We start from the raw sequence: 20,403 nt of genomic DNA, 5'->3' as shown, positions 1-20,403 counted from the left end.
CGCCACGCTCGCCCGAGCTCAATCCCGCCGAGAACGTCTGGCAGCACCTGCGACAGCGCTTCCTCTCCAACCGGGTGTTCGACGACGACGACGCCATCGTCCAAGCCATCTGCGAAGCCAGGAACAAATTGATGGCAGAACCAGACCGCATCAAATCCATCGGCCACCGCCAATGGGCGACTATAGGTTCATGCTAAGGGCGGTTGGTATGACACTCCAGCGGCGCGCCTTGTCCCGAATATGCGTCAAGGCGCGCCGGCAAAGATCGCGGAGGCCGCCATGGACCTTGCTGAGCGTGTCGAGCGTCTGGAAGCTGAACTGGCGCGTCAGCGCGAGCGCGGCCTAGCCAACGAGATTCTCGCCAACCTGTTCTCCGCCCGCCTGCTCAATATCAGCGAGCTCGTCGGTGACCCTATGGACCTTGATGCGGTGCTGCTTCGACTTGGCGGCGACATGGAAGAAGCGGTCGCCAAGGCGGGCACGCCCGCTCAGGCCCGATCCTGGGAACGCGTCCATGCCCTCGCGGCGGCAATGATCGCTGAAATCCGGGACATGCGTCTGGCCTTCCGGCCCGCCAACGAAGACGGCGGCGACTGACGCGCCCTTGGGCGGAAACGTCAGCGTCGCGGAGAGACCCGCCGCTTGTTTTCCCCTGTTTGTCTCTCGACGCCCCCTCATTGCGCCGAGGTGCGTCCGGCCCGCAAGTCGCGCCATGGCCCGCCGCCCGCCTCGTCCAGCGCGAAAAAATAAATCCTCCAAGCCGATGTCCCGGAGCCGACCGTCAGTCGTCTCTATCAAGGTCACGGACGATTGGCCGGAGCCGGTTCCAATCTCGGAACACGAACTCCGCGTCGTCGAGACCCATTTGGACAGGGTCCTGGCGCAGTTGCTTGGCCCCCTGCCCTGACCGGGAGTCAAAACCATGGACGCCAAGCCTTCATCTTCAACCGCAGCCGGCCGCGTGGCCCTGTACCTGCGCGTTTCGACCGGCCGACAGGCCGACAGCGACCTGTCGATTCCCGATCAGCGGCGACAGCTGGCCGCCTATGCGCTGAGCAAGGGCTGGACGATCGCCTCGGAGTTCTCAGAACCGGGCAGCTCGGCGACGGACGACAAGCGCCCCGCGTTCCAGGCCATGATCGACGAGGGAATGACCAAGCCAGCGCCTTTCAGCGTCATCTTGGTCCACTCGTTTTCCCGCTTCTTCCGCGATCAGTTCCTGTTCGAGTTTTACACCCGCAAGCTCACTCGCAACGGCGTGCGCCTAGTCTCGATCACCCAAGAACTGGGCGACGACCCGATGGGACTGATGATGCGTCAGATCATGGCGCTGTTCGACGAGTACCAGTCACGGGAAAACGCCAAGCACACCCTGCGCGCGATGAAGGAGAACGCCCGCCAGGGCTTCTGGAACGGCTCGCGACCGCCCATCGGCTATTGCGTCGTCGACGCTGAGCTGCGCGGCGCGAAGATGAAGCGGAAGCTGGCGATCGACCCCGTACACGCCGAGACCGTGCGCCTGATCTTTCGTCTCGCCCTGATGGGAAAGGACAACTCCGGTCCGATGGGCGTGAAGGCGATCGCCTGCCACCTCAACGACCGCAGCATCCGCACGCGCGACGGCGGCCGTTGGGGGATCAGCGGCGTGCATCAGACGCTCACCCGCGAGACCTACAAAGGCGAGCACCATTTCAACAGCCGGGTGTTCAAGACCGGCGAAGCGAAGGACGCGTCGGAACACATCGTGTCTTCCGTCCCGCCGATCATATCGACCGAAGAGTTCGACGCGGTCAGGCTGTTGATGGCCGCGCGCAATCCTCGAAGCGAGCGAGGCCGTTTTACCGGCAGTCCAATCTTGCTCGGAGGGATCTGCTTCTGCGGTCTGTGCGGCTGCGCCATGACGCTGCGGACCGGCAAGAATGGCGCCTATCGCTACTATACCTGCGCCTCTCGGGCGCGGTGTGGCCCGACGGGGTGCGGCGGCATCACCGTGCGGATGGACGCGGTCGACGAGGCGGTCATCGATCATCTGGAGAATCGACTGCTCGAACCGCGTCGGCTGGCGGAGATGATGACCAACATCATCGACCGCCGAAGCGTGTGGGTCGAGCAGAGGCACAAGCACGTCGCCGATCTTCGCAAACGCGCCACCGAAGCCGAAGCGCGGCTGCACCGGCTCTACGAAGCGATCGAGGCGGGCCTGGCCAGTCCATCCGATCCGCAGTTGAAGGTCCGAATCGGCGACCTAGTCTCCCAGCGCGACACCGCTATCGAAGACGCCGACCGAGCTGAGCGGGCGATAGAACGTCTTGGCCCTCTGGTGACGCCCGACCTTTTGAGGAAGTTCGCCAAGGCGACCCGCAAAATGCTCAGGGCGGAAGACGGTACCTATCGACGCGACCTGCTGCGTGCGGTCGCCCAGCGAGTGGAAGTCCACTCTCCGACAAGCTTGGTGATAAGTGGTTGTCGCGTTGAGCTTTTCCGGACGCTCGCGGCGACCGGCGGAGTGAAGGAGGCCGCTCTCGCGGTTCCAACGCGTGTTCTGGGGTGGCACCCCATGTCGGACACGCGCGAGAACCGCGCCGCAGGCCAATCTGGAGTTCTTACGCGTGTACCGGTGTGGCGCGCCCTGCTGGATTCGAACCAGCGACCGCTCGCTTAGAAGGCGAGTGCTCTATCCATCTGAGCTAAGGGCGCGGACCTTGAGGCCCGACTTCGTGGTCTTCGGGCGGAAATGTTGAGGCGGAAAGCCTAGTGCGTCCAAGGCTGGCGACGGCCGGCGGCGAAGTTGTCCGCGTAGGCCTTGATGATCCGCCTGGGCGTCTTGGGCTCGAACAGCTGGAACGAGATTTCGTGACGCTGGGCGTAGGCCACGGCCTCTTCGCGGGTCTCGAAGTCGAGGCGGACCTGACCGTTCATGTCGCTCGACTGGGTCCAGCCCATCAGCGGGTCGGACCGTCTGGCCGAGGCCGGTTCGAACTCCAGCACCCAATGCGTGGTCTTGGCCTTACCGGACTGCATGGCGGTCTTGGCGGGGCGGTAGATGCGCGCGAGCATGAGCCTCTCCAGGTCGATCTATCACCCAAAAAGGGCCTGCGGTGGTCGGAGCGGCAGGATTTGAACCTGCGACCCTCTGGTCCCAAACCAGATGCGCTACCAGGCTGCGCTACGCTCCGGAACACCGGCAGGCGCGTGCTCTACAGGGCTTCGCCGCGCGGAGCAACGCATCCGAGCACGGTTTCCGGCGGAACTCAGCCTTTCGGGAAGATTTTGTTGAGCACCCGATCGCCGGGCAGGATGCCCAGCTGGGCCGCGCGGCCGCCGGGGATTTCCAGCACACCGCCGATCACGCCCCCGGACGGCAGCGGAGTCTCATCGTGCGGCACGGCGTTGCGGGCGATCGACAGCACCCGGCCATTGGGCGCGATATAGATGATGTCGAGCGGGATCAGGGTGTTCTTCATCCAGAAGGCCGCCCGCTGGGGCGGGTTATACGGAAACAGCATCCCGCGATCGAGCGCCAGGGACTTGCGGAACATCAGCCCCCGCTCTTGTTCGGCGCGGCTGACGGCCAGCTCGACCGTGAACTTGGCCGAACCCCGGCTGGTCCGGATTTCGACGGTGTCGAGCCTGCTGGTGGGCTTGCCGGCGACGCCGGCCGGCCTGGGCTTGGCCTGGAAGGCCTCGGCGGGCGCGGCCACCAAGGCCACGCCGAGCAACATCAGGACGATGACCTGCCGTCCCGGAACCCGTCGTCCCAGAGTCGTCATCACGCCTTGCCCATCTCGTTGGATATCTCGCCAAGCCGTTCTCGCGATATGTCCTAATAGGACGCTGCACGCGATGGCGAAAACGTGGCCGCCCTGTCAGTCGTCGGCGGCGGTGATCTCGGCGACGACCAGGCCCTTAGGTCCATCGGCGAAGCGCACCATCACGTCTTCACCGGGCTGGAGGTCTTCAAGGCCGCCGCGACGCAGGGTCTCGATATGCACGAAGATATCGCCAGGCTGGCCGTCGCGAACCACGAAGCCGTAACCCTTGGTGCGGTTGAACCATTTCACCTTGGCGCGCTCGGCCGGTCCGACAGGCTCCAGCGCTTGACGCCCGCTGTCGATGCCCGGTCGGAAGCTGTCGCGCTCGCGGCGCAAGCCCATGCCGGCGTCGCCGAACGGCCGCTTGGGACGCTCTATGGAGTCGCTGGCGGCGCTTTCGTCCAGGTCGACCACCTCCGAAACCTGCCAGCCCTTTGGGCGCTTGACCACGTCGCAAACGATCACCGCGCCCTCGAGCGCCGACTCCCGCCCGCAGTTGCGCAGCGAGGTGACGTGCAGCAGCACGTCCTTCAGGCCGGTCTGACCCGGATCGTCGGGCACGATGAAACCGTAACCCTTGCCCGTATCAAACCACTTCACGCGCCCGCTGATCCGCACGAATTCCTCGTGCGATCCCGATGCTTCGAAATCGAAACCAGACATTCCGCCCCTCTGGCCCGCCCAAACAGCCCAAGGGGCGAGCACCACTGAATAACACTGTTCTCGCGTGAGGAGAGCCGTCAATAACCAATTGAGGGGGATTGCCCATCAGGTGACAGCCGCGACATTTCGTCGCGGCTTCAAAACCGACATAAACCTGGGTGATGGTCGTGGTGGTAGTCCCTAGGGGAGTCGAACCCCTCTCTCCAGAATGAAAATCTGGCGTCCTAACCGATAGACGAAGGGACCACGGCGCCTGCATCAGGCGGGTATTCGCATGTAAAGTCTAAGTAGGCTTGGCGGTGGTAGTCCCTAGGGGAGTCGAACCCCTCTCTCCAGAATGAAAATCTGGCGTCCTAACCGATAGACGAAGGGACCACGTGGCCGCGAAGAGCAGGCGATATACAAAGCTTCCCCCCGAGGCGCAAGCGACCCGGTGTAGTTTTTTCAAGCGGTGCGCATGCGGGGGTCGGCGGCGTCCTCGATCTCCAGTTGCACCCCTTCGCGGCCCATATAATCGTCCGGTTTCAGACGACCGACCACATGCAGGGCGCCGCCGCCCGCCAGAAGGCGCCGGCCCAGATCGGTCTCGGCGCAGCGCCAGGCGATGGCCTTGATTCGGTCGCCCGACGGTCCGACCAGATCCATGCGGACGTGCCCCCCCTTCATCGCCATCGCCCGCTCGGGGCGCACGCCGGCCAGGGCGAACATCGGCTCGGGATTGCCAGGACCGAACGGCGCCATCTGCTGAAATTCGGTCCACAGGGCGCGGTTGGCGGCGCGCGGCTGAACCAGGGCGTCGATATCCACGCCCTCGACGCCCACGGCGTCCATCTCGCTGGCCAGGCGCTCTTCGAGAAAAGCGCGGAATTCGGGGATGGCGTCGGGGCGCATCGACAGGCCCGCGGCCATGGCGTGGCCGCCGCCGGCCATCAGCAAGCCCGCCTCGAAGGCGGCTTGGATCGCCGCGCCGAGATTGACGCCGGGCTGCGAGCGGCCCGAGCCCTTGCCGACATTGGCGGCGCGGTCGATGCCGATCACCACCACCGGCTTGCGATAGCGCTCGCGCAGGCGCCCGGCGACGATGCCGATGACGCCGGGGTGCCACCCCTCCCCCGCCACCACGATGACCGGAGCGTCGGGATTGAAGTTGCTGCCGCGCTCGAGAACCGCGGCGGCCTCCTCGACCACGCCGGCCTCGACCGCCTTGCGCTCGGTGTTGAGGCCGTCCAGCTCCTCGGCCAGCATCCGGGCCTCTTCGGGGTCGTCCGTAGACAGCAGGCGCGCGCCGAGATCCGAACGTCCGATCCGGCCGCCGGCGTTGATGCGCGGCCCCAGGATGAAGCCGGCATGGAACACCGAGGCGGGGCCGGAACCCTTGCCCACCTCGAACAGGGCCTTGAGGCCGGGGTTGCCCCAGCTGGACATGGTGCGCAGGCCCAGGGTCGTCAGGGCGCGATTGAAACCGACCAACTGAGTGACGTCGCAGACCTCACCCATGGCCACCAGGTCGAGCCACTGGCGCAGGTCGGGCTCGGGACGGTCTTCGCTGAACAGGCCGCGCTTGCGGGCCTCGCGGTTGAGCGCCACCAGCAGCACGAAGGTCACGCCAGCGGCGGCCAGCACCCCCTGCCCGCTCTGGCAACCCGGCCGGTTGGGATTGACCACGGCGGCGGCTGCCGGCGGGTCCTCGCGCATCAGGTGGTGATCAATCACCACCACTTCCAGGCCGATGGTGGCGGCGCTGGCGATGGCGTCATAGGCCGCCGCGCCGCAGTCCAGCGTGACGACCAGCTCGGCGCCGGTGGCGCGGATGGTCTTGAAGGCCGCGGGACTGGGGCCGTAGCCCTCGGTCAGGCGGTCGGGAATATAGATCGGCAGCTCGACGCCCATGTGCCGAAACCACCGCACCAACTGGGCGGCGCTGGTGGCGCCGTCGACGTCATAGTCGGCGAACACCATGGTCGAGCGGCCGCGCTCCAAGGCGTCGATCAGGATCGTCGCCGCCATATCCATGTCGGTGAAGCTGGAGGGGTCGGGGAACAGCGCCTTCAGGGTGGGCCGCAGATAGTGTTCGGCGTGATCGACCCCGATCCCGCGCGAGGCCAGGGCCCGGGCCAGGGGCTCGGACAGGCCGTGGACCTGCTGGTGGCTGCGCGCTGCGGCGGCATCGCCCGGCCGCTCGCGCCAGGCCCGGCCGCTCAGCGATCGGGAGACGTCGAGGAAATGGGCGGTGTCGATAGGGGCGGCGGCGCCGTCGGCCATGGCTCAGGCCTCCCGCGCGGGGAAGCGGCTGGAATGAGCGTTCTGGACGTTCTTGGTCATGCTCCAAGCCTACCCACTTTGACGGATTCGCTCCATGTGGCGCGACGACGGAAGATAGGGCGGCGGTGCGTCAGGCGCGGACACAGCGAAAGAACCCTCTCTTTTTGAGAGAGGGAGGGGCCCGCCGCGAAGCGGTGGGAGGGTGAGAGGTTTCGCCGCCAACCAGAAAATCCGGAATTCTGCCGTTGAACACCTCCAGGGGTCAGTCCCGAGCTCTCGCCATGGATGCGGCTACCAGCGACCGCCACCTTCGCCAGACCCAGCGCCACAGCGGACGAACCTTGCCGTGCTCCGATCGGAGAGAGTGTAACCTCTCACCCTCCCACCGCCTCCGGCGGCGGGCCCCTCCCTCTCTCCATGAGAGAGGGATTCTTGGCCGGCTCGAGTGATTACCCTGCCCCCACCTGGTCCACTTCATTGGCCGAGCCCAGCACCACCGGCACGCGCTGGTGCAGCTTGGTGGGCTGGACGTCCAGAATCGGCGTGACCCCGTCGAGCGTCGATTTGCCGCCGGCCCGCTCGACGATCAGCGACATCGGGTTGGCTTCGTAGAGCAGGCGCAGCTTGCCCGGTTTATCAGGCTCGCGGGCGTCCCAGGGATACAGGAAGACGCCGCCGCGCATGGCGATGCGGTGGACGTCGGCGACCATTGAGGCCACCCAGCGCATGTTGAAGTTCTTGCCGCGCGGCCCCGGCTTGCCCGCCAGGCAGCCGTCAATATAGCGCCGCACCGGCTGCGCCCAGTGGCGCTGATTGGACATGTTGATCGCGAACTCGGCGGTGTCGGCGGGGATCACGATGTCGCCGTGGGTCAGCCGCCAGACGCCGTCCGCGTCGAGGGTGAAGCCCGTCACACCCGTAGACAGGGTCAGCACCAGCATGGTCTGGGGGCCGTAGACGGCATAGCCGGCCGCCACCTGTTGGCGGCCGGGCTGCAGGAAGTCGGCCTCGGTCGGGACGCCCGCCGTCGGCGCGGGCAGGATCGAGAAGATCGTGCCGACCGAGACATTGACGTCGATATTGCTGGAGCCGTCCAGCGGATCAAAGGTGACCAGGAAGCCCCCTTCCCGGCCGGTGGTCTCGATCTCTTCCAGTTCCTCCGAGGCCAGGCCCGCCACCGGCGCGCAGGCCTTCAGGGCGTCCCGCAAGATGTCGTTGGTGATGATGTCGAGCTTCTTCTGCTCCTCGTCCTGCACATTGACCTGGCCGGCCGCGCCGAGGCTGCCCGAGATCGCGCCCGAGGCGACGACTCGGCTGATCTGGACGCAGGCGGCGGCGACCGCGGCGACCACGTCCTTGACCGCGTCGTCGGCGGTCCGCTCGGCGGCCAGATGGTCGGCGAGGGTGATCAGGGTGGTCATGCAGGGCCTCGAATGGCGGCGGGATTCGCCGCGACCTTAGTCAATGGGAAGACGCGAGCCAACGACGGCTCAGCCGCCGAACGGCGGCGGCGCGGTTATGACCTAAAAAGGGCGACGCCCGCGCGACAAGGCGCGCGAAAACCAAGCCTAGACCTTCCGCTTCATCCGCACTTCGCGGACGGTGCCGGTCGAGGAGTTCATCACCAGGGTGTGGGTGTGGACGAAGCCGTCCTTATAAGTCACCCCGTCGAGCAGATTGCCCCAGGTAACGCCCGTCGCGGCGAAGATGGCGTCGGCCCGGACGATGTCGTGCAGGTCGTACTTCTTGTCGAGTTCGGTGATGCCCCACCGTGCGGCCCGAGCCTTTTCGTCACTGTTGCGGAAGAGGAGCCGGCCCTGGAACTGGCCGCCCACGCATTTCAGCGCCGCGCAGGCCAGCACGCCCTCGGGCGCGCCGCCGGACCCGACATAGAGGTCGATGCCAGTCGAAGGATCAGTGGTCGCGATCACTCCGGCCACGTCGCCATCGGTGATCAGATAGAGCCGCGCCCCCACCGAGCGAATGCTGGCGATGATCTCGGCGTGACGCGGACGGTCCAACACGCAGACAGTGATGTGCGAGGGATCCACGCCTTTGGCGGCGGCCAGGGACAGCACGTTGTGAGCCGGAGACTTGTCCAGGTCGATGACCCCGGCCGGCAGGCCAGGCCCGCAGGCGATCTTGTCCATATAGGTGTCGGGGGCGTTGAGCAGGGTGCCCTTGGGGGCCCAGGCCATCACCGCCAGGGCGTTGGGCATGGCCTTGGCCGCCAGGGTGGTGCCCTCCAGCGGATCCAGCGCGATGTCGATCTTGGGGCCTTTGCCCGTGCCGACCTTCTCGCCGATATAGAGCATGGGCGCTTCGTCGCGCTCGCCTTCGCCGATGACGATCTCACCGTTGATGTTGAGGTCGTTGAGCGCGTTGCGCATGGCGTCGACGGCGGCCTGGTCGGCCGCCTTTTCGTCGCCGCGCCCCACCTTGGTCCAGGATGCGATGGCGGCGGCTTCGGTCACGCGCACCGCGTCCAGGACCAGCGAGCGGTCCAGGGTCTTCGAACTCATCAACGTCTCCCAGCCTATGCGAGGCTTGAACTTCCGACCGCTTTTCGCGGTTCTCAGATGCGCGCTACGCGCAAAAGGCGGGGACGCTCTAGCACGGCGTGCAGTTTTTCGATGCGGCTAATCGCGTCCAGGAGATTGGATTCGGGAGTCGCATGGGTGACGAGCACGATCGGCACGCCCCCCGCCCCTTCGACGGGCTTCTGCAGGAAGCTGTCGATCGAGACCGCGCATTCGGCCAGGGTTTCGGAGATGGCGGCGATGGCGCCCGGCTCGTCGCGGACCATGATCCGCAGATAGGCCTTGCCGACCGACTTCGAGGGATCGACGGCCACGAAGGGTTTAAGTTGGCCGGCCGGGGCCTGGAACACCGGGCGCACGGCGTTGGTCATCACGTCAGCGATGTCGGCGGCCACGGCGGCGGCGGTCGGGCCCGCGCCGGCGCCGGGTCCCTGGATGTAGATCCGGCCGATCCGCTTGCCCTCGATGAACAGCGCATTGAGCGCCCCGCCGGCCTGGGCCAGCGGATGCTCCAGCGGGGTGAGGCTGGGATGGACCTTCACGGCCACGCCGTCGTCGGTCTTGGCGGCGCTGGCCACCAGCTTGATACGGTAGCCCAGGTCCTTGGCCAGCCTGATGTCGAGAAGCTCGACCTCGCTGACGCCCTCGATCTCGGCGGCGCCGAAATTGGGCGCGCAGCCGAAGGCCAAGGCGGCCAGGATGCTGATCTTGTGTCCGGCGTCGAAGCCGCCGACGTCCATGGTCGGGTCGGACTCGGCGTAACCCAGGGCCTGGGCCTCGCGCAGCACCTCGGCGAACGATCGGCCGGTCTTCTCCATCTCCGAGAGGATGAAATTGCAGGTGCCGTTGAGAATGCCGGCCACGCTGATCACGTCGTCGCCGACCATCGCCTCGCGGAGCATCTTCACCGCCGGCGTGCCGCCCATCACGGCGGCCTCGAACAGCAGCGGCGCGCCATTGGCCTCGGCTAGGCCAGCCAGTTCGGCCCCGTGCTCGGCGATCAGGGCCTTGTTTGCGGTGACCACAGGCTTACCCAGCTTCAGAGCCGCCTCGACAGCGGCCTTTGCCGGACCATCGCTGCCGCCGACCAGTTCGACGAACAGGTCGACATCCGGCGACGAGGCCAGCGCCACCGGATCGTCGAACCAGGTCAGGCCAGAGATATCGACCGTGCGCGGCCGCGAGCGCGAGCGGGCCGAGACCGCCGTCACAATGGCGCGGTCGCCGGCCGGCGCGAAGTCTGGACGCTCGCTCAGGAACTGCAGCAGCCCACCGCCAACGGTGCCGAGGCCGGCGACGCCGATGCGCCAGGTCTTTTGTGTCATGTTCTGTCTCGTTTCTTGGCCTTGCATCGCACCGGACTCAGCCCCCCAACCATCTCCCCGGCGAAGGCCGGGGCCAGGCCTTCGCCGGGGAGACGGAAAAGAGTGATGCCCTTGTCGTCAGCTAGGCCTGTTCCATCTTGTTGTGCGCCTTGGCCAGGATGGCGTCGGCGTTGGCGATGAACTTCTTGACGTTGCGGGCGGCCTGCTTGATCCGCTGCTCGTTTTCCACCAAGCCGATGCGCACATAGCCCTCACCATACTCGCCAAAGCCGATGCCGGGGGCGACCGCCACGCCGGCCTCCTCGATCAGCAGGCGCGAGAACAGCATCGACCCGGCGGCCTCGTAAGCCGGCGGAATCTTGGCCCAGGCGAACATCGAGGCCGGCGGATTGGGGATGTCCCAGCCCGCCCGCTTCATCGACGACACCAGCGTGTCGCGACGGCTCTTATAGATGCCGCGGATCTCGTCGACGCAATCTTGCGGACCATTCAAGGCGGCGGCGGCGGCCACCTGCACGGGCGTATAGGCGCCGTAGTCGAGATAGGACTTCACCCGCGCCAGGGCCGAACAGATACGGGCGTTGCCGACCACCATGCCCACGCGCCAGCCGGCCATGGCGTAGGTCTTGGACAGCGAATTGACCTCAACAGCGATATCTCGCGCGCCATTGACCTGCAGGATCGAGGGCGGCGGATTATTCTCGAAATAGATTTCGCCATAGGCCACGTCGCTGATCACCAGCAGGTCGTGCTTCTTGGCCAGGGCCACGGCGTCCTTGTAGAAGTCCAGATCCACCGACTGGGCGGTCGGGTTGGACGGATAGGACAGGATCAGCACGCTGGGCGGCGGCACCGAATGCTTCACCGCTCGACTGATATTGGACAGGTACTGCTCGGGCGTCAGGGCCGGCACGTGGCGGATCACCCCGCCGGCCATGATGAAGCCGAAGGCGTGAATCGGATAGGCGGGATTGGGGCAGATGATCACGTCGCCCGGCGCGGTCAGGGCCTGGGCCAGGTTGGCGAAGCCTTCCTTCGAGCCCAGGGTGGCTATCACCTCGGTGTCGGGGTTCAGCTTCACGCCGAACCGGCGATCGTAATAGCCCGCCATGGCCTTGCGCAGCCCGGCGATGCCCTTGGATGCCGAGTAGCGGCCGGCCTTGGGGTCGCGCGCGGTCTCGATCAGCTTGTCGACGATGTGCTTGGGGGTTGGCATGTCGGGATTGCCCATCCCGAAGTCGATGATGTCGGTCCCCTCGGCGCGGAGCCGCGCCTTGATCTTGTTCACTTCTTCGAAGACGTATGGCGGCAGGCGACGGATACGGTGGAAATCGGAGGTCATGATGGCTCATTGCGCCGCTTCGGCGCGCCTGGAGCGAATTGTCGGGCATGGATAGACCCCGCGCGGGGCCTCGCCAAGCCAGTTCAAGGAAATTTATGCCTCCGTCGCCCTATTGGGGCTTGGACGGAGGCGCGGTCGCTCGGGCGCGCGCCGCCTTGGCGAAGGCTTCGGTCTCGGCGCGGTCGGCGTCGGTGGGGATGTCGCTAGCCGGGACCTTGGCGACACTGCGCGCCTTGGCGGCGTAGGCGTCGGTTTCCGACAGGGTCCAGGTGCTGGGCGCGGTGTCGCGCTTCAGCTGGTCGGCGGCGGCCTTCTCGGCGCCGACGGCCTTCTTGAACTGGACCGGGGTGCGTACGTCGGTCGGGATCGCCGGGATATCGGAGAAGCTCGGCTTCTTGGCGTGCCCGGAGCCCTTGGCCGCGGCGTTCGCGGCAGCGGCGACCGGGGAACTCGGATCGGCTGGCGGCGGCGTGAATGGCGACGCGCAGGCGGCGAGCCCGAGGGCCGCGCCGCAGAAAAGTACGCCAAGACGTACGGTTTTACCGGTTTCGTCGTTCATCTTGTCTCAGGTCTTATGCGATGATCGCGGCGAGTGAAAGGCCATCCGAACCGCGCAAGCGAGATGGCCCTGATAAGACGGTGGAAGGAAGCCCATGGCCAAGATCGAAACCTCCCCCAAACCACGTAAAAGAGCCGCGCCCAAGGTAGATGGGGCGCCCGCGGCCCCCAAGACCAAGGCGAAGGCCGCCCCCAAGGTTTCACCGAAGCGCAAGCCCGAGCCCGACTCCCGCGCCGCCGCAGCCGAATCGGCGACGCGCCGGGCGCCGCCACCAGAGGCGCCAAGGGGCTCCGCCGCCGCCATGCCCGACTTCGAGGCGTTCCTGTCGCCCCACCAACGGCAGATGATGGAGACCTTGTCGGCCAACCTGGCCCGCGCGGCCGTCACCGCCCAGGGCGCGATCGCCGAGGCCGCCCTGCGCCAGGCCGACCGTCCCGCCGCGTTGAGCCCCGACCCCTTCCATGTCGGCCCGGCCTTCAACGAAGTGATGACCAGCCTGGCCGCTCAGCCGGACCGGCTGCTGCGAGCCCAGGCCGATCTCTTCAGCCGCTACATGGACCTGTGGCAGTCAGCCGCTCGCAAGATGACCGGCGAGCCCACCCAGCCGATCGTGACCCCTGCCGCCGGCGACAAGCGATTCAGCGATCCGGACTGGGCGTCCAACCCGATGTTCGACATGATGAAGCAGAGCTACCTGCTGTCGTCGAACTGGCTGAACGACTTGGTCTCACAAGCCGAGGGCGTCGATCCCGCGTCCAAGCGCCGGGTCGAGTTTTTCACCAAGATGCTGACCGACGCGTTCTCGCCGTCGAACTTCCTGATCTCCAACCCCGCCGCCTTGCGCGAGGTGCGCCAGAGCAACGGCGAGAGCCTGGTGCGCGGCATGGCCAACTTCGCCGCTGACCTAGAGCGCGGCGGCGGCCAACTGGCCATCAGCCAGACAGACCTGGCCAAGTTCAGGGTGGGCGAGAACGTCGCCACCGCGCCGGGCAAGGTCGTCTACCAGAACGATATCCTGCAACTTCTGCAGTTCCAACCGACCACCGATCAGGTGCACGAGATCCCGCTGCTGATCTTCCCGCCGTGGATCAACAAGTTCTACATTCTGGACCTGCGCCCCGAAAATTCGATGATCCGATGGCTCACAGGCCAGGGCTTCACGGTGTTCGTCGCCTCGTGGGTCAATCCCGACAACCGCCAGGCCGACAAGACCTTCGAGGACTACATGTTCGAAGGGATCTACGACGCCACCCAGCAGGTGATGACCCAGACGGGCGTCGATAAGGTCAACACCGTCGGCTACTGTATCGGCGGCACCCTGCTGTCCTGCGCCCTGGCCCACATGGCCGCCAAGGGCGACAAGCGGATCAATTCGGCCACCTTCTTCGCCGCTCAACAGGACTTTTCCGAGGCCGGCGACCTGCTGCTGTTCACCGACGAGGCCTGGATCAAGACCATCGAGGCGCAGATCGACGCCCAGGGCGGCTACCTGCCCAGCCAGTCGATGGCCGACACCTTCAACAGCCTGCGCGGCAATGACCTGATCTGGTCGTTCTTCATCAACAACTACCTGATGGGCAAGGAGCCGCGGCCCTTCGACCTGCTGTTCTGGAACGCCGACCAGACGCGCATGCCCAAGGCCCTACACCTCTATTATCTGCGCAACTTCTACAGGGACAACGCCCTGACTCAGGGCCACCTGACCCTGGGCGGGGTGAAGCTGGACCTGTCGAAGGTCAAGACCCCGATCTATGTCCAGTCGTCCAAGGACGACCACATCGCCCCGTTCCGCAGCGTCTATCGCGGCGCGCGGGCCTTCGGCGGGCCGGTGACCTTCACCATGGCCGGCTCAGGCCACATTGCCGGTGTGATCAACCACCCGGACGCCATGAAGTATCAGCATTGGACCAACGAACACCTGCCCGGCTCGGTCGAAGGCTGGCGAGCTGGCGCAGAGGAGCATGCCGGGTCGTGGTGGCCGCATTGGGCGACTTGGCTGAAGGCCAGGTCGGGCAAGCTGGTCGCGGCCCGTGATCCCGCCAAGGGACCGCTGAAGCCGCTCGAGGACGCGCCCGGCAGCTTCGTGAGGGTGCGCTCAGACGCGGCTTGACGTCTGGCCCCTCGGCTTTGCCGGCCTGGCCGCCACGCGCGGAGACGCGCTGCGCAAGGCCCAGCAGAAGCGCGGTCTGCAGACCCCGACCGCCCCGGTCGGCGGCATAATCCAGGCCGTCTCGGTGACCACGCTTGGCGAGGTGGCCGAGACCGGCAAGCCGATCGTCACGCTGGTGGCCGACGGCGAGGCCCTGGTGGTCGAGGCCCTCGTTTTGGGCCGCGACATCGGCTTCGTCCACACCGGCGATCGCGCCGTCGTCAAGCTGGAGGCCTATCCGTTTACCCGTTACGGCACGCTGTCGGGCGAAGTGATCCAAGTCTCGCCGGACGCCATCGTCGACGAAAAGCGCGGGTTGGTGTTTCCCGTCAGGGGGAAGCTGTCACGGGCGCGTCTTACGGTTGACGGCCGGCAAGCCTTGCTGTCGGCTGGGATGAGCGCTTCGGTCGAGATCGTGACGGGGAAACGGCGGGTGATTGATTTTGTATGGTCGCCGGTGGCGAAGACGGTTTCCGAGGCGGGGAGAGAGCGGTGAGAATACTTTTGGGTCTTTTGGCCGCGATTGCGATTACGGGTTGCGAAGCAAATCCGGTAGGCGCGGGTGTTCGTTCGGGAGAAGAGGCCTTGGGTCCCATAACGGTGATTGGTGATGGACCATGTGGGGGCGCAACGCCGGTAGGCTTCGTGACTCATTCCGGTCTACTGATTTGGACCTGCAATGACGGCCGTCTGATAGTGTCTCCACGCACCAGGCCGAATGAAGCGCTACGGGAAATTCCCGACGTAACGCCAATGCTATCCTACTGGATCGAGACTCGTGGTGGCGAGGCCAGCCTTGTCAAATTTTACAGTTCAGCGCCTGGCGACTACGTGTTGAAAGTCGCCAACCTCATGACCGGCGAACTGTCACTCCACACAATAAGCCCGTTTGGGATCGACGTTATCGAATCCGTCGAGGCAAATGCGACGGCGGGCTGCCTGATGGTCGTCAGCGTCGACCCCAGGCAGTTCGAACATGAGGTGCGCCTGAAGTCCTATCCCCGACATGTTCGAATCTATCCCTATCAGCCAAGCGACTTCGGTTCTCTGGACCTCCGGCGAATTCAGCCAGAGCTTGAAATCGATCTGGACGAAACCGTAACGAACGGCGCATCGGCGATCGGCTCGTCGCTTCGTTGCACTCGAACTTCGGACGGGCAGGCCGTCATCTACGCGTCTAATATCAAAGAACAACAGCCCGACGCGGCGCGGCCGTTCACACTAACGCGAATAACCAAGTCTGGTTCGGTTGTGGTGGCGCGAGCCACCGCGAATATTCTGATGATGTATCCGCGTGACCCTCACCTTTTGGGTGCGCTCGATGTGGAGACCGGTACTGCTTTCCGCCTGGACCCAGATAAGGAGGTCGCCGAGGTCGTGCCTCCGAAGCCTGGGTGGCGGTGGGTGACTTTCGAGCCACGAGATCTATCGGGAATTCAAGTGAGGCCCCATAGCCCCGTCAGCGCAACCGCGCCTTGGCCAGAGCACGACGGCAATGGCGTCGATCTCGCTCTCGTCTCGGGTTCAAACGACTCCCCCGAGACGGTCGTGGGCAGCGGCCAAATACTTTACGACGGCACCGTGAATCCCGACGCCGGAGCATTCATGGTAAGAATTGAAGTGTGGAATATCGTTAAGAACGGCCTCCTAGACAAGGTTAATGGCGAATACGTTATTTGGACGCGGACTGATTAATATGGCTGATATTACAAAGTGGCAAAACTGGCTCACCGACTCGAAACTAAAACTCAGCCAAAATATAGCGCCAATTGCACGCGCATCGTATTATGCTGAATTTATACAAGCAACACGCAATATAGGTGGGAAAGAGGGACACACACTCATTTGCCCGGCGCTTGAGCCCAACAAACGAACTGCCTAAGTGCTTTCCATCATCCGCCTAGCGGCCTGAACCAGCAAACCCGACCGAGTCAAACCGTGCGCTTCGGCGAAGCGGTCGATGTCGCGGAGGGCGTCTTCCGGCAGGGTGATGTTGACGCGCACCGCCTTTTTCGCCTCGGTGGCCAGGCGCACGATGATGGCCACGCCGTCACGGTTGCCGACGTCGGCCATGACACCCTCTAGAGAGGACGGCTCGGGGATGGCGTCTCCGTCTTCGATCAGACCTGCAACGTGCAGCGCCAAGGCCTCTTCGGCCATGGCGCTGGCGTCGTCCAACGAGGTCCCCACCGAGATCACGCCGGGGAAATTGGGGAACGAGACGCCATAGTCGCTGTCGGCGTCCTTGTGGATCAGGGCGATGTAGTTGGCCATCTCGCTCACCTCAGGGCCAATCCGGACTGACGCTCGATGGAGCGCAGCGTTCCAATGGGAATGTCTCTCGTCGGATGAGGCACAGTCACGCGACCCGGTTCAGTCGAAGGCTTGAACTGGGTGTGCGAGCCGCGACCCGCGACTTCAGCCCAGCCATCGGCCTTGAGCGCCGTGATGATGTCGCGGCTATCCGCGTGTGTAGGAACACTCACGGGTGTTCAGTCAATCCTGTACACACTGATACACATGAGGCGCCGTCCTGACGGCGGACGAGCCCTAAAGCCCCGCGCCTTCCTTCAGGCCCAGCATCAGGTTGAGGTTCTGGACCGCCGCGCCCGAGGCGCCCTTGCCGAGGTTGTCGAGCAGGGCCACCAAGCGAACCTGGCCGCTGGTATCCGAGCCAAACACGAACAGTTTCAGGCGATTGGTGCCGTTCAACCCCTCTGGATCAAGGGTCGTCAGGGTCTTGGCCTCGGCGATCGAGGCGACCTCGACAAAGGGCTCGCGCGCATAGTGATCGGCCAAAATGCCATGCACGGCGGCCACGCCAACGCTGGTGTTCATCATTGACAGGTGCAGCGGCAGCTCCACCAGCATGCCCTGGGCGTAGCGCCCGACGGCGGGGGTGAAGATCGGCCGGGTCAGCAGGCCACCGTGCGACTGGATCTCGGGCAGGTGCTTGTGGCTCAGGCCCAGCGCGTAGAGGCGGTACGGGACCTTGGTGTAGTTCGGCGAGGACTGGTCCTCGAACTCGGCGATCATCGCCTTGCCGCCGCCAGTGTAGCCCGACACGGCGTTGAAGCTCAGCGGCAGGTCCGGCGCGATCACGTCGGCCGAGACCAGGGGGCGAACCAGGGCGATGGCGCCGGTCGCGTAGCAGCCCGGGTTCGACACCCGGTTCGACCGGGCGACCTTGCCGCGCTGATCCTCGTCCAGTTCTGGAAAGCCGTAGGTCCAGCCTGGCGCGGTGCGATGGGCGCTCGAGGCGTCGATCAGTTTGACCTTCGGATTGTCGATCAGCGCCACGGCCTCGACGGCCGCCTCGTCGGGCAGGCACAGGATCACCGCGTCGGCGCTGTTGAGCATCGCCTTGCGAGCGTCTGCATCCTTGCGCTTGTCCGGATCGATCGAGACCAACTGCAGGTCCTTGCGGCCGACCAGGCGCTCGCGGATCTGCAGGCCGGTGGTGCCAGCTTCGCCGTCGATGAAAACCTTGGGGGCCATGCGCCGTCCCTAATCGATCCAACAAGAGCGGACGATCTAGCCTAGTCAGCCGGGGAACGAAACGGATCTCTTGTCCCATGGCGGCCGCGAGCGAAGCTAGGCGGCGGCCTCGTTGGCCCCAACCTGATCGGCGATGGTCTGGGACAGCATCCTTGTCCCCTTGCCGTGCGCGTCCAGATGATCGCTGTCGACGAAGAAGGCGTCCTCGTAGGCCTCGTCGTCGTAGGCGTTCAGCACCTTGACCGGGACGCGCCACGGGAATGAGCCGACGACCTCGATCAATTCCCGGAAGATGATGCTGGAGCGTGCGCCGACGGCCTCGCGGTACATCCCGGTGACCGGCGGGATGACGACGTGCACGCTGTGGCCGAGATTGCTCGCGATCGCCAGGATCTTCAGCAGGTAATAGTCCGCGCCGGTTTCGTAGTTCATCCGGATGTGAGACAGCACCCGACGATCAAACTGCGCCGCCGGGGCCACGCTCCTATAGGCCGGCTGGAACCCGTCATAGCCGTCCAGCTGGACGGCCTCCCGGGCCAGGGTGGCGGCCATGCCGTCCTGCAATTGCCGCGTCAGGGCCTTGGCCAAGGCGTTGAGATTGTCGGCCTGATACTCGACGTCCAACTCGAACAGCGCGCTGACCAACGGCCCTATATCGCTGTCGTCGGGGCTGCGCTCAAGGACGTGGCCAGGCGAGAACATCGAATAGAACAACACGATATTCTTGAGGTTTGGACAGAGGTCGGTGACCCGGCGGTACAGATAGTAGCAATGTTTGAGGTCGAGGGATCGGTAGCACAGGTTGAACGAACCCGGCAGGTAGGCGGGATCGAAGGCCGAGTCGCCCTGCTCCGATCCCAGGACGATGGTTTTCAGAGAATCCTTGGCGTTCTGGAGCATGACGCGCTTGGCGCCCAACCGCAGGATGGAGTCTCTCACGACCTGACTGACGTCCACGACAACCTCGACTTGTTCAGCGAGATGGAGCGTGTCGCGAGAAGCGTGACAGCGGCCACCGACGGGTGCGGCAACCTACTGGCAGATTCGGGTTTTCAGGCAAAAAAAGAGGCCGCAGAAACTGCGGCCTCTTTCTCCGAAAATGCGGAAGCGCCTAGCGCTTCGAGAACTGGAAGCTACGACGGGCCTTGGCCTTGCCATACTTCTTACGCTCGACCACGCGGCTGTCGCGGGTCAGGAAGCCATGCGGCTTCAGCGCGGCGCGCAGGCCGGGCTCGTAATAGGTCAGGGCCTTGGACAGGCCGTGGCGCACCGCGCCGGCCTGGCCTGACAGGCCCGAACCCTCGACGGTGACGACGACGTCGAACTGGCCTTCGCGGTCGGTGACCTGGAAGGGCTGGGCGATCATCATCCGCAGCACGGGGCGGGCGAAATACACTTCTTGATCGCGACCATTGATGGTGATCGTGCCCTTGCCGGGCTTGATCCAGACGCGGGCGATCGCGTTCTTGCGCTTGCCGGTCGCGTAGGCGCGGCCTTGGGCGTCGAGCTTCTGGACGGCCGGAGCGGCCGCTTCGGGGTTGCTGGACAGGCTGGCCAGCGCGTCAAAGCCTTGAGCTTCGGACATGACTTAGGCGCTCCGGGTGTTCTTGGCGTTGCGCGCAGCGAAGTCGATCGCTTCCGGGCTCTGCGCTTGGTGCGGGTGCTCACCGTTGTTGTAGATGAGCAGGTGGGTCAGTTGCTTGCGAGCCAAGGGGCTTTCCTTGGGCAGCATGCGCTCGACGGCCTTTTCGAGGACGCGCTCGGGGAAGCGGCCTTCCAGCAGCTTGCGCGGGGTGGTCGACTTGACGCCGCCCGGGTGCCCGGTGTGGCGATAGTAAATCTTGTCGTCCATCTTCTTGCCGGTGAACTTCACCTTGTCGGCGTTGATCACGACGACGAAGTCGCCGCAGTCGACGTTGGGGGTGTAGTCAGCACGATGCTTGCCGCGAAGGCGCATCGCGATGAACGTCGCCAGGCGGCCGACAACGGCGTCCTGGGCGTCGACCACGATCCACTTCTTCTCGACCTCGGCGGGCTTCAGGGAAGCCGTGGTCTTTTGCATGGGATTGATCCGTATTCCTTGTGCGTCGGGACCCAAGGAAGGCGGCTCCGTCTGCGTGAAGGGCGGCAGGTACAGGAGGGTTCTCGGCCTGTCAACAATGGCTGCGCGAGAAAGTCCGCAAACCCTTACAGGATAAGGGATTTCGTGTTGCGGTATTATGATACCGTATTTATAGTGTCATCCTCGGACTT

General features: G+C 65.0%; 20 protein-coding genes, 4 tRNA genes and 1 pseudogene. 6 read left to right on the top strand and 19 right to left on the bottom strand.

Going from position 1 to position 20,403, the window contains the following annotated elements:
- From ACP7AG_RS09760 to ACP7AG_RS09750, 3 genes and pseudogenes are all read left to right on the top strand, one after another.
- Nucleotides 1-197: pseudogene (locus tag ACP7AG_RS09760) on the top strand (IS630 family transposase); the annotation flags it as partial.
- Between the two features lie 82 nt (nt 198-279).
- On the top strand, nt 280-597 hold the full coding sequence (locus ACP7AG_RS09755; RefSeq protein WP_426030661.1) for a hypothetical protein: 318 nt from the start codon (nt 280-282) through the stop codon (nt 595-597).
- A 325-nt stretch (nt 598-922) separates the two neighbouring features.
- Nucleotides 923-2,662 carry a recombinase family protein gene (locus ACP7AG_RS09750; RefSeq protein WP_426030665.1) on the top strand — a complete coding sequence of 580 codons (1,740 nt, stop codon included), beginning with the start codon at nt 923-925 and terminating at the stop codon, nt 2,660-2,662.
- Here ACP7AG_RS09750 and ACP7AG_RS09745 read toward each other — a convergent pair.
- The 13 genes from ACP7AG_RS09745 to ACP7AG_RS09685 all read right to left on the bottom strand — a co-directional run bounded on the left by ACP7AG_RS09745 (nt 2,621) and on the right by ACP7AG_RS09685 (nt 12,503).
- Nucleotides 2,621-2,697 (bottom strand) — tRNA-Arg (locus tag ACP7AG_RS09745). The genes ACP7AG_RS09750 and ACP7AG_RS09745 overlap by 42 nt on opposite strands.
- A gap of 54 nt (nt 2,698-2,751) precedes the next feature.
- On the bottom strand, nt 2,752-3,057 hold the full coding sequence (locus ACP7AG_RS09740) for an ETC complex I subunit (RefSeq protein ID WP_426012255.1): 306 nt from the start codon (nt 3,055-3,057) through the stop codon (nt 2,752-2,754).
- Nucleotides 3,058-3,099: 42 nt separating this feature from the next.
- Nucleotides 3,100-3,176, bottom strand: a tRNA-Pro gene (locus ACP7AG_RS09735).
- A gap of 75 nt (nt 3,177-3,251) precedes the next feature.
- Nucleotides 3,252-3,770, bottom strand: coding sequence for a DUF192 domain-containing protein (locus tag ACP7AG_RS09730; protein WP_426012257.1), 519 nt, complete (start codon nt 3,768-3,770; stop codon nt 3,252-3,254).
- A gap of 96 nt (nt 3,771-3,866) precedes the next feature.
- Nucleotides 3,867-4,475, bottom strand: coding sequence for a stationary phase survival cold shock domain protein CspD (gene cspD / locus ACP7AG_RS09725; RefSeq protein WP_426012258.1), 609 nt, complete (start codon nt 4,473-4,475; stop codon nt 3,867-3,869).
- Nucleotides 4,476-4,646: 171 nt separating this feature from the next.
- Nucleotides 4,647-4,721 (bottom strand) — tRNA-Glu (locus tag ACP7AG_RS09720).
- Between the two features lie 54 nt (nt 4,722-4,775).
- Nucleotides 4,776-4,850: transfer RNA gene (locus ACP7AG_RS09715), tRNA-Glu, on the bottom strand.
- A 69-nt stretch (nt 4,851-4,919) separates the two neighbouring features.
- Nucleotides 4,920-6,737 (bottom strand): single-stranded-DNA-specific exonuclease RecJ, encoded by a 1,818-nt coding sequence (gene recJ, locus ACP7AG_RS09710; protein ID WP_426012259.1) that lies wholly within the window; start codon nt 6,735-6,737, stop codon nt 4,920-4,922.
- 449 nt (nt 6,738-7,186) lie between these two features.
- Entirely contained in the window at nt 7,187-8,158 is a 972-nt protein-coding gene (locus ACP7AG_RS09705; protein WP_426012261.1) for a class 1 fructose-bisphosphatase, read from the bottom strand.
- A 147-nt stretch (nt 8,159-8,305) separates the two neighbouring features.
- A complete protein-coding gene (gene glpX, locus ACP7AG_RS09700; RefSeq protein ID WP_426012262.1) occupies nt 8,306-9,259 on the bottom strand; it encodes a class II fructose-bisphosphatase in 954 nt (317 codons plus the stop codon).
- A gap of 53 nt (nt 9,260-9,312) precedes the next feature.
- A complete protein-coding gene (locus ACP7AG_RS09695; protein WP_426030660.1) occupies nt 9,313-10,602 on the bottom strand; it encodes a homoserine dehydrogenase in 1,290 nt (429 codons plus the stop codon).
- 121 nt (nt 10,603-10,723) lie between these two features.
- Nucleotides 10,724-11,944: an LL-diaminopimelate aminotransferase gene (locus ACP7AG_RS09690; RefSeq protein ID WP_426012265.1), complete on the bottom strand. Its 1,221-nt coding sequence runs from the start codon at nt 11,942-11,944 to the stop codon at nt 10,724-10,726.
- 109 nt (nt 11,945-12,053) lie between these two features.
- Nucleotides 12,054-12,503: a hypothetical protein gene (locus ACP7AG_RS09685; protein WP_426030659.1), complete on the bottom strand. Its 450-nt coding sequence runs from the start codon at nt 12,501-12,503 to the stop codon at nt 12,054-12,056.
- Between the two features lie 94 nt (nt 12,504-12,597).
- Between ACP7AG_RS09685 and ACP7AG_RS09680 the strand changes: the two genes are divergently transcribed.
- The 3 genes from ACP7AG_RS09680 to ACP7AG_RS09670 all read left to right on the top strand — a co-directional run bounded on the left by ACP7AG_RS09680 (nt 12,598) and on the right by ACP7AG_RS09670 (nt 16,347).
- Complete coding sequence (locus tag ACP7AG_RS09680; RefSeq protein WP_426030658.1) at nt 12,598-14,613, top strand: class I poly(R)-hydroxyalkanoic acid synthase; 2,016 nt, start codon at nt 12,598-12,600, stop codon at nt 14,611-14,613.
- Between the two features lie 25 nt (nt 14,614-14,638).
- On the top strand, nt 14,639-15,148 hold the full coding sequence (locus ACP7AG_RS09675) for an HlyD family efflux transporter periplasmic adaptor subunit (protein ID WP_426030664.1): 510 nt from the start codon (nt 14,639-14,641) through the stop codon (nt 15,146-15,148).
- A gap of 257 nt (nt 15,149-15,405) precedes the next feature.
- On the top strand, nt 15,406-16,347 hold the full coding sequence (locus tag ACP7AG_RS09670; RefSeq protein ID WP_426012271.1) for a hypothetical protein: 942 nt from the start codon (nt 15,406-15,408) through the stop codon (nt 16,345-16,347).
- A gap of 183 nt (nt 16,348-16,530) precedes the next feature.
- On the opposite strand, the gene ACP7AG_RS09665 is transcribed toward ACP7AG_RS09670, so the two are convergent.
- The 6 genes from ACP7AG_RS09665 to rplM all read right to left on the bottom strand — a co-directional run bounded on the left by ACP7AG_RS09665 (nt 16,531) and on the right by rplM (nt 20,212).
- Entirely contained in the window at nt 16,531-16,926 is a 396-nt protein-coding gene (locus ACP7AG_RS09665) for a type II toxin-antitoxin system HicB family antitoxin (RefSeq protein ID WP_426012272.1), read from the bottom strand.
- Nucleotides 16,927-16,931: 5 nt separating this feature from the next.
- Nucleotides 16,932-17,138, bottom strand: coding sequence for a type II toxin-antitoxin system HicA family toxin (locus tag ACP7AG_RS09660; RefSeq protein ID WP_426012274.1), 207 nt, complete (start codon nt 17,136-17,138; stop codon nt 16,932-16,934).
- Nucleotides 17,139-17,202: 64 nt separating this feature from the next.
- Nucleotides 17,203-18,150 carry an N-acetyl-gamma-glutamyl-phosphate reductase gene (gene argC, locus ACP7AG_RS09655; protein WP_426030657.1) on the bottom strand — a complete coding sequence of 316 codons (948 nt, stop codon included), beginning with the start codon at nt 18,148-18,150 and terminating at the stop codon, nt 17,203-17,205.
- Nucleotides 18,151-18,246: 96 nt separating this feature from the next.
- Entirely contained in the window at nt 18,247-19,107 is an 861-nt protein-coding gene (locus ACP7AG_RS09650; protein ID WP_426030656.1) for a hypothetical protein, read from the bottom strand.
- 154 nt (nt 19,108-19,261) lie between these two features.
- The gene (gene rpsI / locus ACP7AG_RS09645; RefSeq protein ID WP_426012280.1) at nt 19,262-19,735 is read right to left on the bottom strand and encodes a 30S ribosomal protein S9; all 474 of its coding nucleotides are present in this window, start codon (nt 19,733-19,735) and stop codon (nt 19,262-19,264) included.
- Between the two features lie 3 nt (nt 19,736-19,738).
- A complete protein-coding gene (gene rplM / locus ACP7AG_RS09640; RefSeq protein ID WP_426012282.1) occupies nt 19,739-20,212 on the bottom strand; it encodes a 50S ribosomal protein L13 in 474 nt (157 codons plus the stop codon).
- Nucleotides 20,213-20,403: the final 191 nt, after the last annotated feature.

Origin of the sequence: Caulobacter sp. DWP3-1-3b2, assembly GCF_049896325.1 — a bacterium.
Taxonomy (GTDB): Bacteria; Pseudomonadota; Alphaproteobacteria; order Caulobacterales; family Caulobacteraceae; genus Caulobacter.
Note: the sequence above shows the minus strand (reverse complement) of the source record. Positions and strands in the feature narration are given on the sequence as shown.

What these genes read in the sequence shown, in the direction of transcription:
- ACP7AG_RS09755 (WP_426030661.1), top strand. Translation starts at nt 280, where the DNA reads ATGGACCTTGCTGAGCGTGTCGAGCGTCTGGAAGCTGAACTGGCGCGT.
- ACP7AG_RS09750 (WP_426030665.1), top strand. Translation starts at nt 923, where the DNA reads ATGGACGCCAAGCCTTCATCTTCAACCGCAGCCGGCCGCGTGGCCCTG.
- ACP7AG_RS09740 (WP_426012255.1), bottom strand. Translation starts at nt 3,057, where the DNA reads ATGCTCGCGCGCATCTACCGCCCCGCCAAGACCGCCATGCAGTCCGGT.
- ACP7AG_RS09730 (WP_426012257.1), bottom strand. Translation starts at nt 3,770, where the DNA reads ATGACGACTCTGGGACGACGGGTTCCGGGACGGCAGGTCATCGTCCTG.
- cspD (WP_426012258.1), bottom strand. Translation starts at nt 4,475, where the DNA reads ATGTCTGGTTTCGATTTCGAAGCATCGGGATCGCACGAGGAATTCGTG.
- recJ (WP_426012259.1), bottom strand. Translation starts at nt 6,737, where the DNA reads ATGGCCGACGGCGCCGCCGCCCCTATCGACACCGCCCATTTCCTCGAC.
- ACP7AG_RS09705 (WP_426012261.1), bottom strand. Translation starts at nt 8,158, where the DNA reads ATGACCACCCTGATCACCCTCGCCGACCATCTGGCCGCCGAGCGGACC.
- glpX (WP_426012262.1), bottom strand. Translation starts at nt 9,259, where the DNA reads ATGAGTTCGAAGACCCTGGACCGCTCGCTGGTCCTGGACGCGGTGCGC.
- ACP7AG_RS09695 (WP_426030660.1), bottom strand. Translation starts at nt 10,602, where the DNA reads ATGACACAAAAGACCTGGCGCATCGGCGTCGCCGGCCTCGGCACCGTT.
- ACP7AG_RS09690 (WP_426012265.1), bottom strand. Translation starts at nt 11,944, where the DNA reads ATGACCTCCGATTTCCACCGTATCCGTCGCCTGCCGCCATACGTCTTC.
- ACP7AG_RS09685 (WP_426030659.1), bottom strand. Translation starts at nt 12,503, where the DNA reads ATGAACGACGAAACCGGTAAAACCGTACGTCTTGGCGTACTTTTCTGC.
- ACP7AG_RS09680 (WP_426030658.1), top strand. Translation starts at nt 12,598, where the DNA reads ATGGCCAAGATCGAAACCTCCCCCAAACCACGTAAAAGAGCCGCGCCC.
- ACP7AG_RS09670 (WP_426012271.1), top strand. Translation starts at nt 15,406, where the DNA reads ATGCTATCCTACTGGATCGAGACTCGTGGTGGCGAGGCCAGCCTTGTC.
- ACP7AG_RS09665 (WP_426012272.1), bottom strand. Translation starts at nt 16,926, where the DNA reads ATGGCCAACTACATCGCCCTGATCCACAAGGACGCCGACAGCGACTAT.
- argC (WP_426030657.1), bottom strand. Translation starts at nt 18,150, where the DNA reads ATGGCCCCCAAGGTTTTCATCGACGGCGAAGCTGGCACCACCGGCCTG.
- rpsI (WP_426012280.1), bottom strand. Translation starts at nt 19,735, where the DNA reads ATGTCCGAAGCTCAAGGCTTTGACGCGCTGGCCAGCCTGTCCAGCAAC.
- rplM (WP_426012282.1), bottom strand. Translation starts at nt 20,212, where the DNA reads ATGCAAAAGACCACGGCTTCCCTGAAGCCCGCCGAGGTCGAGAAGAAG.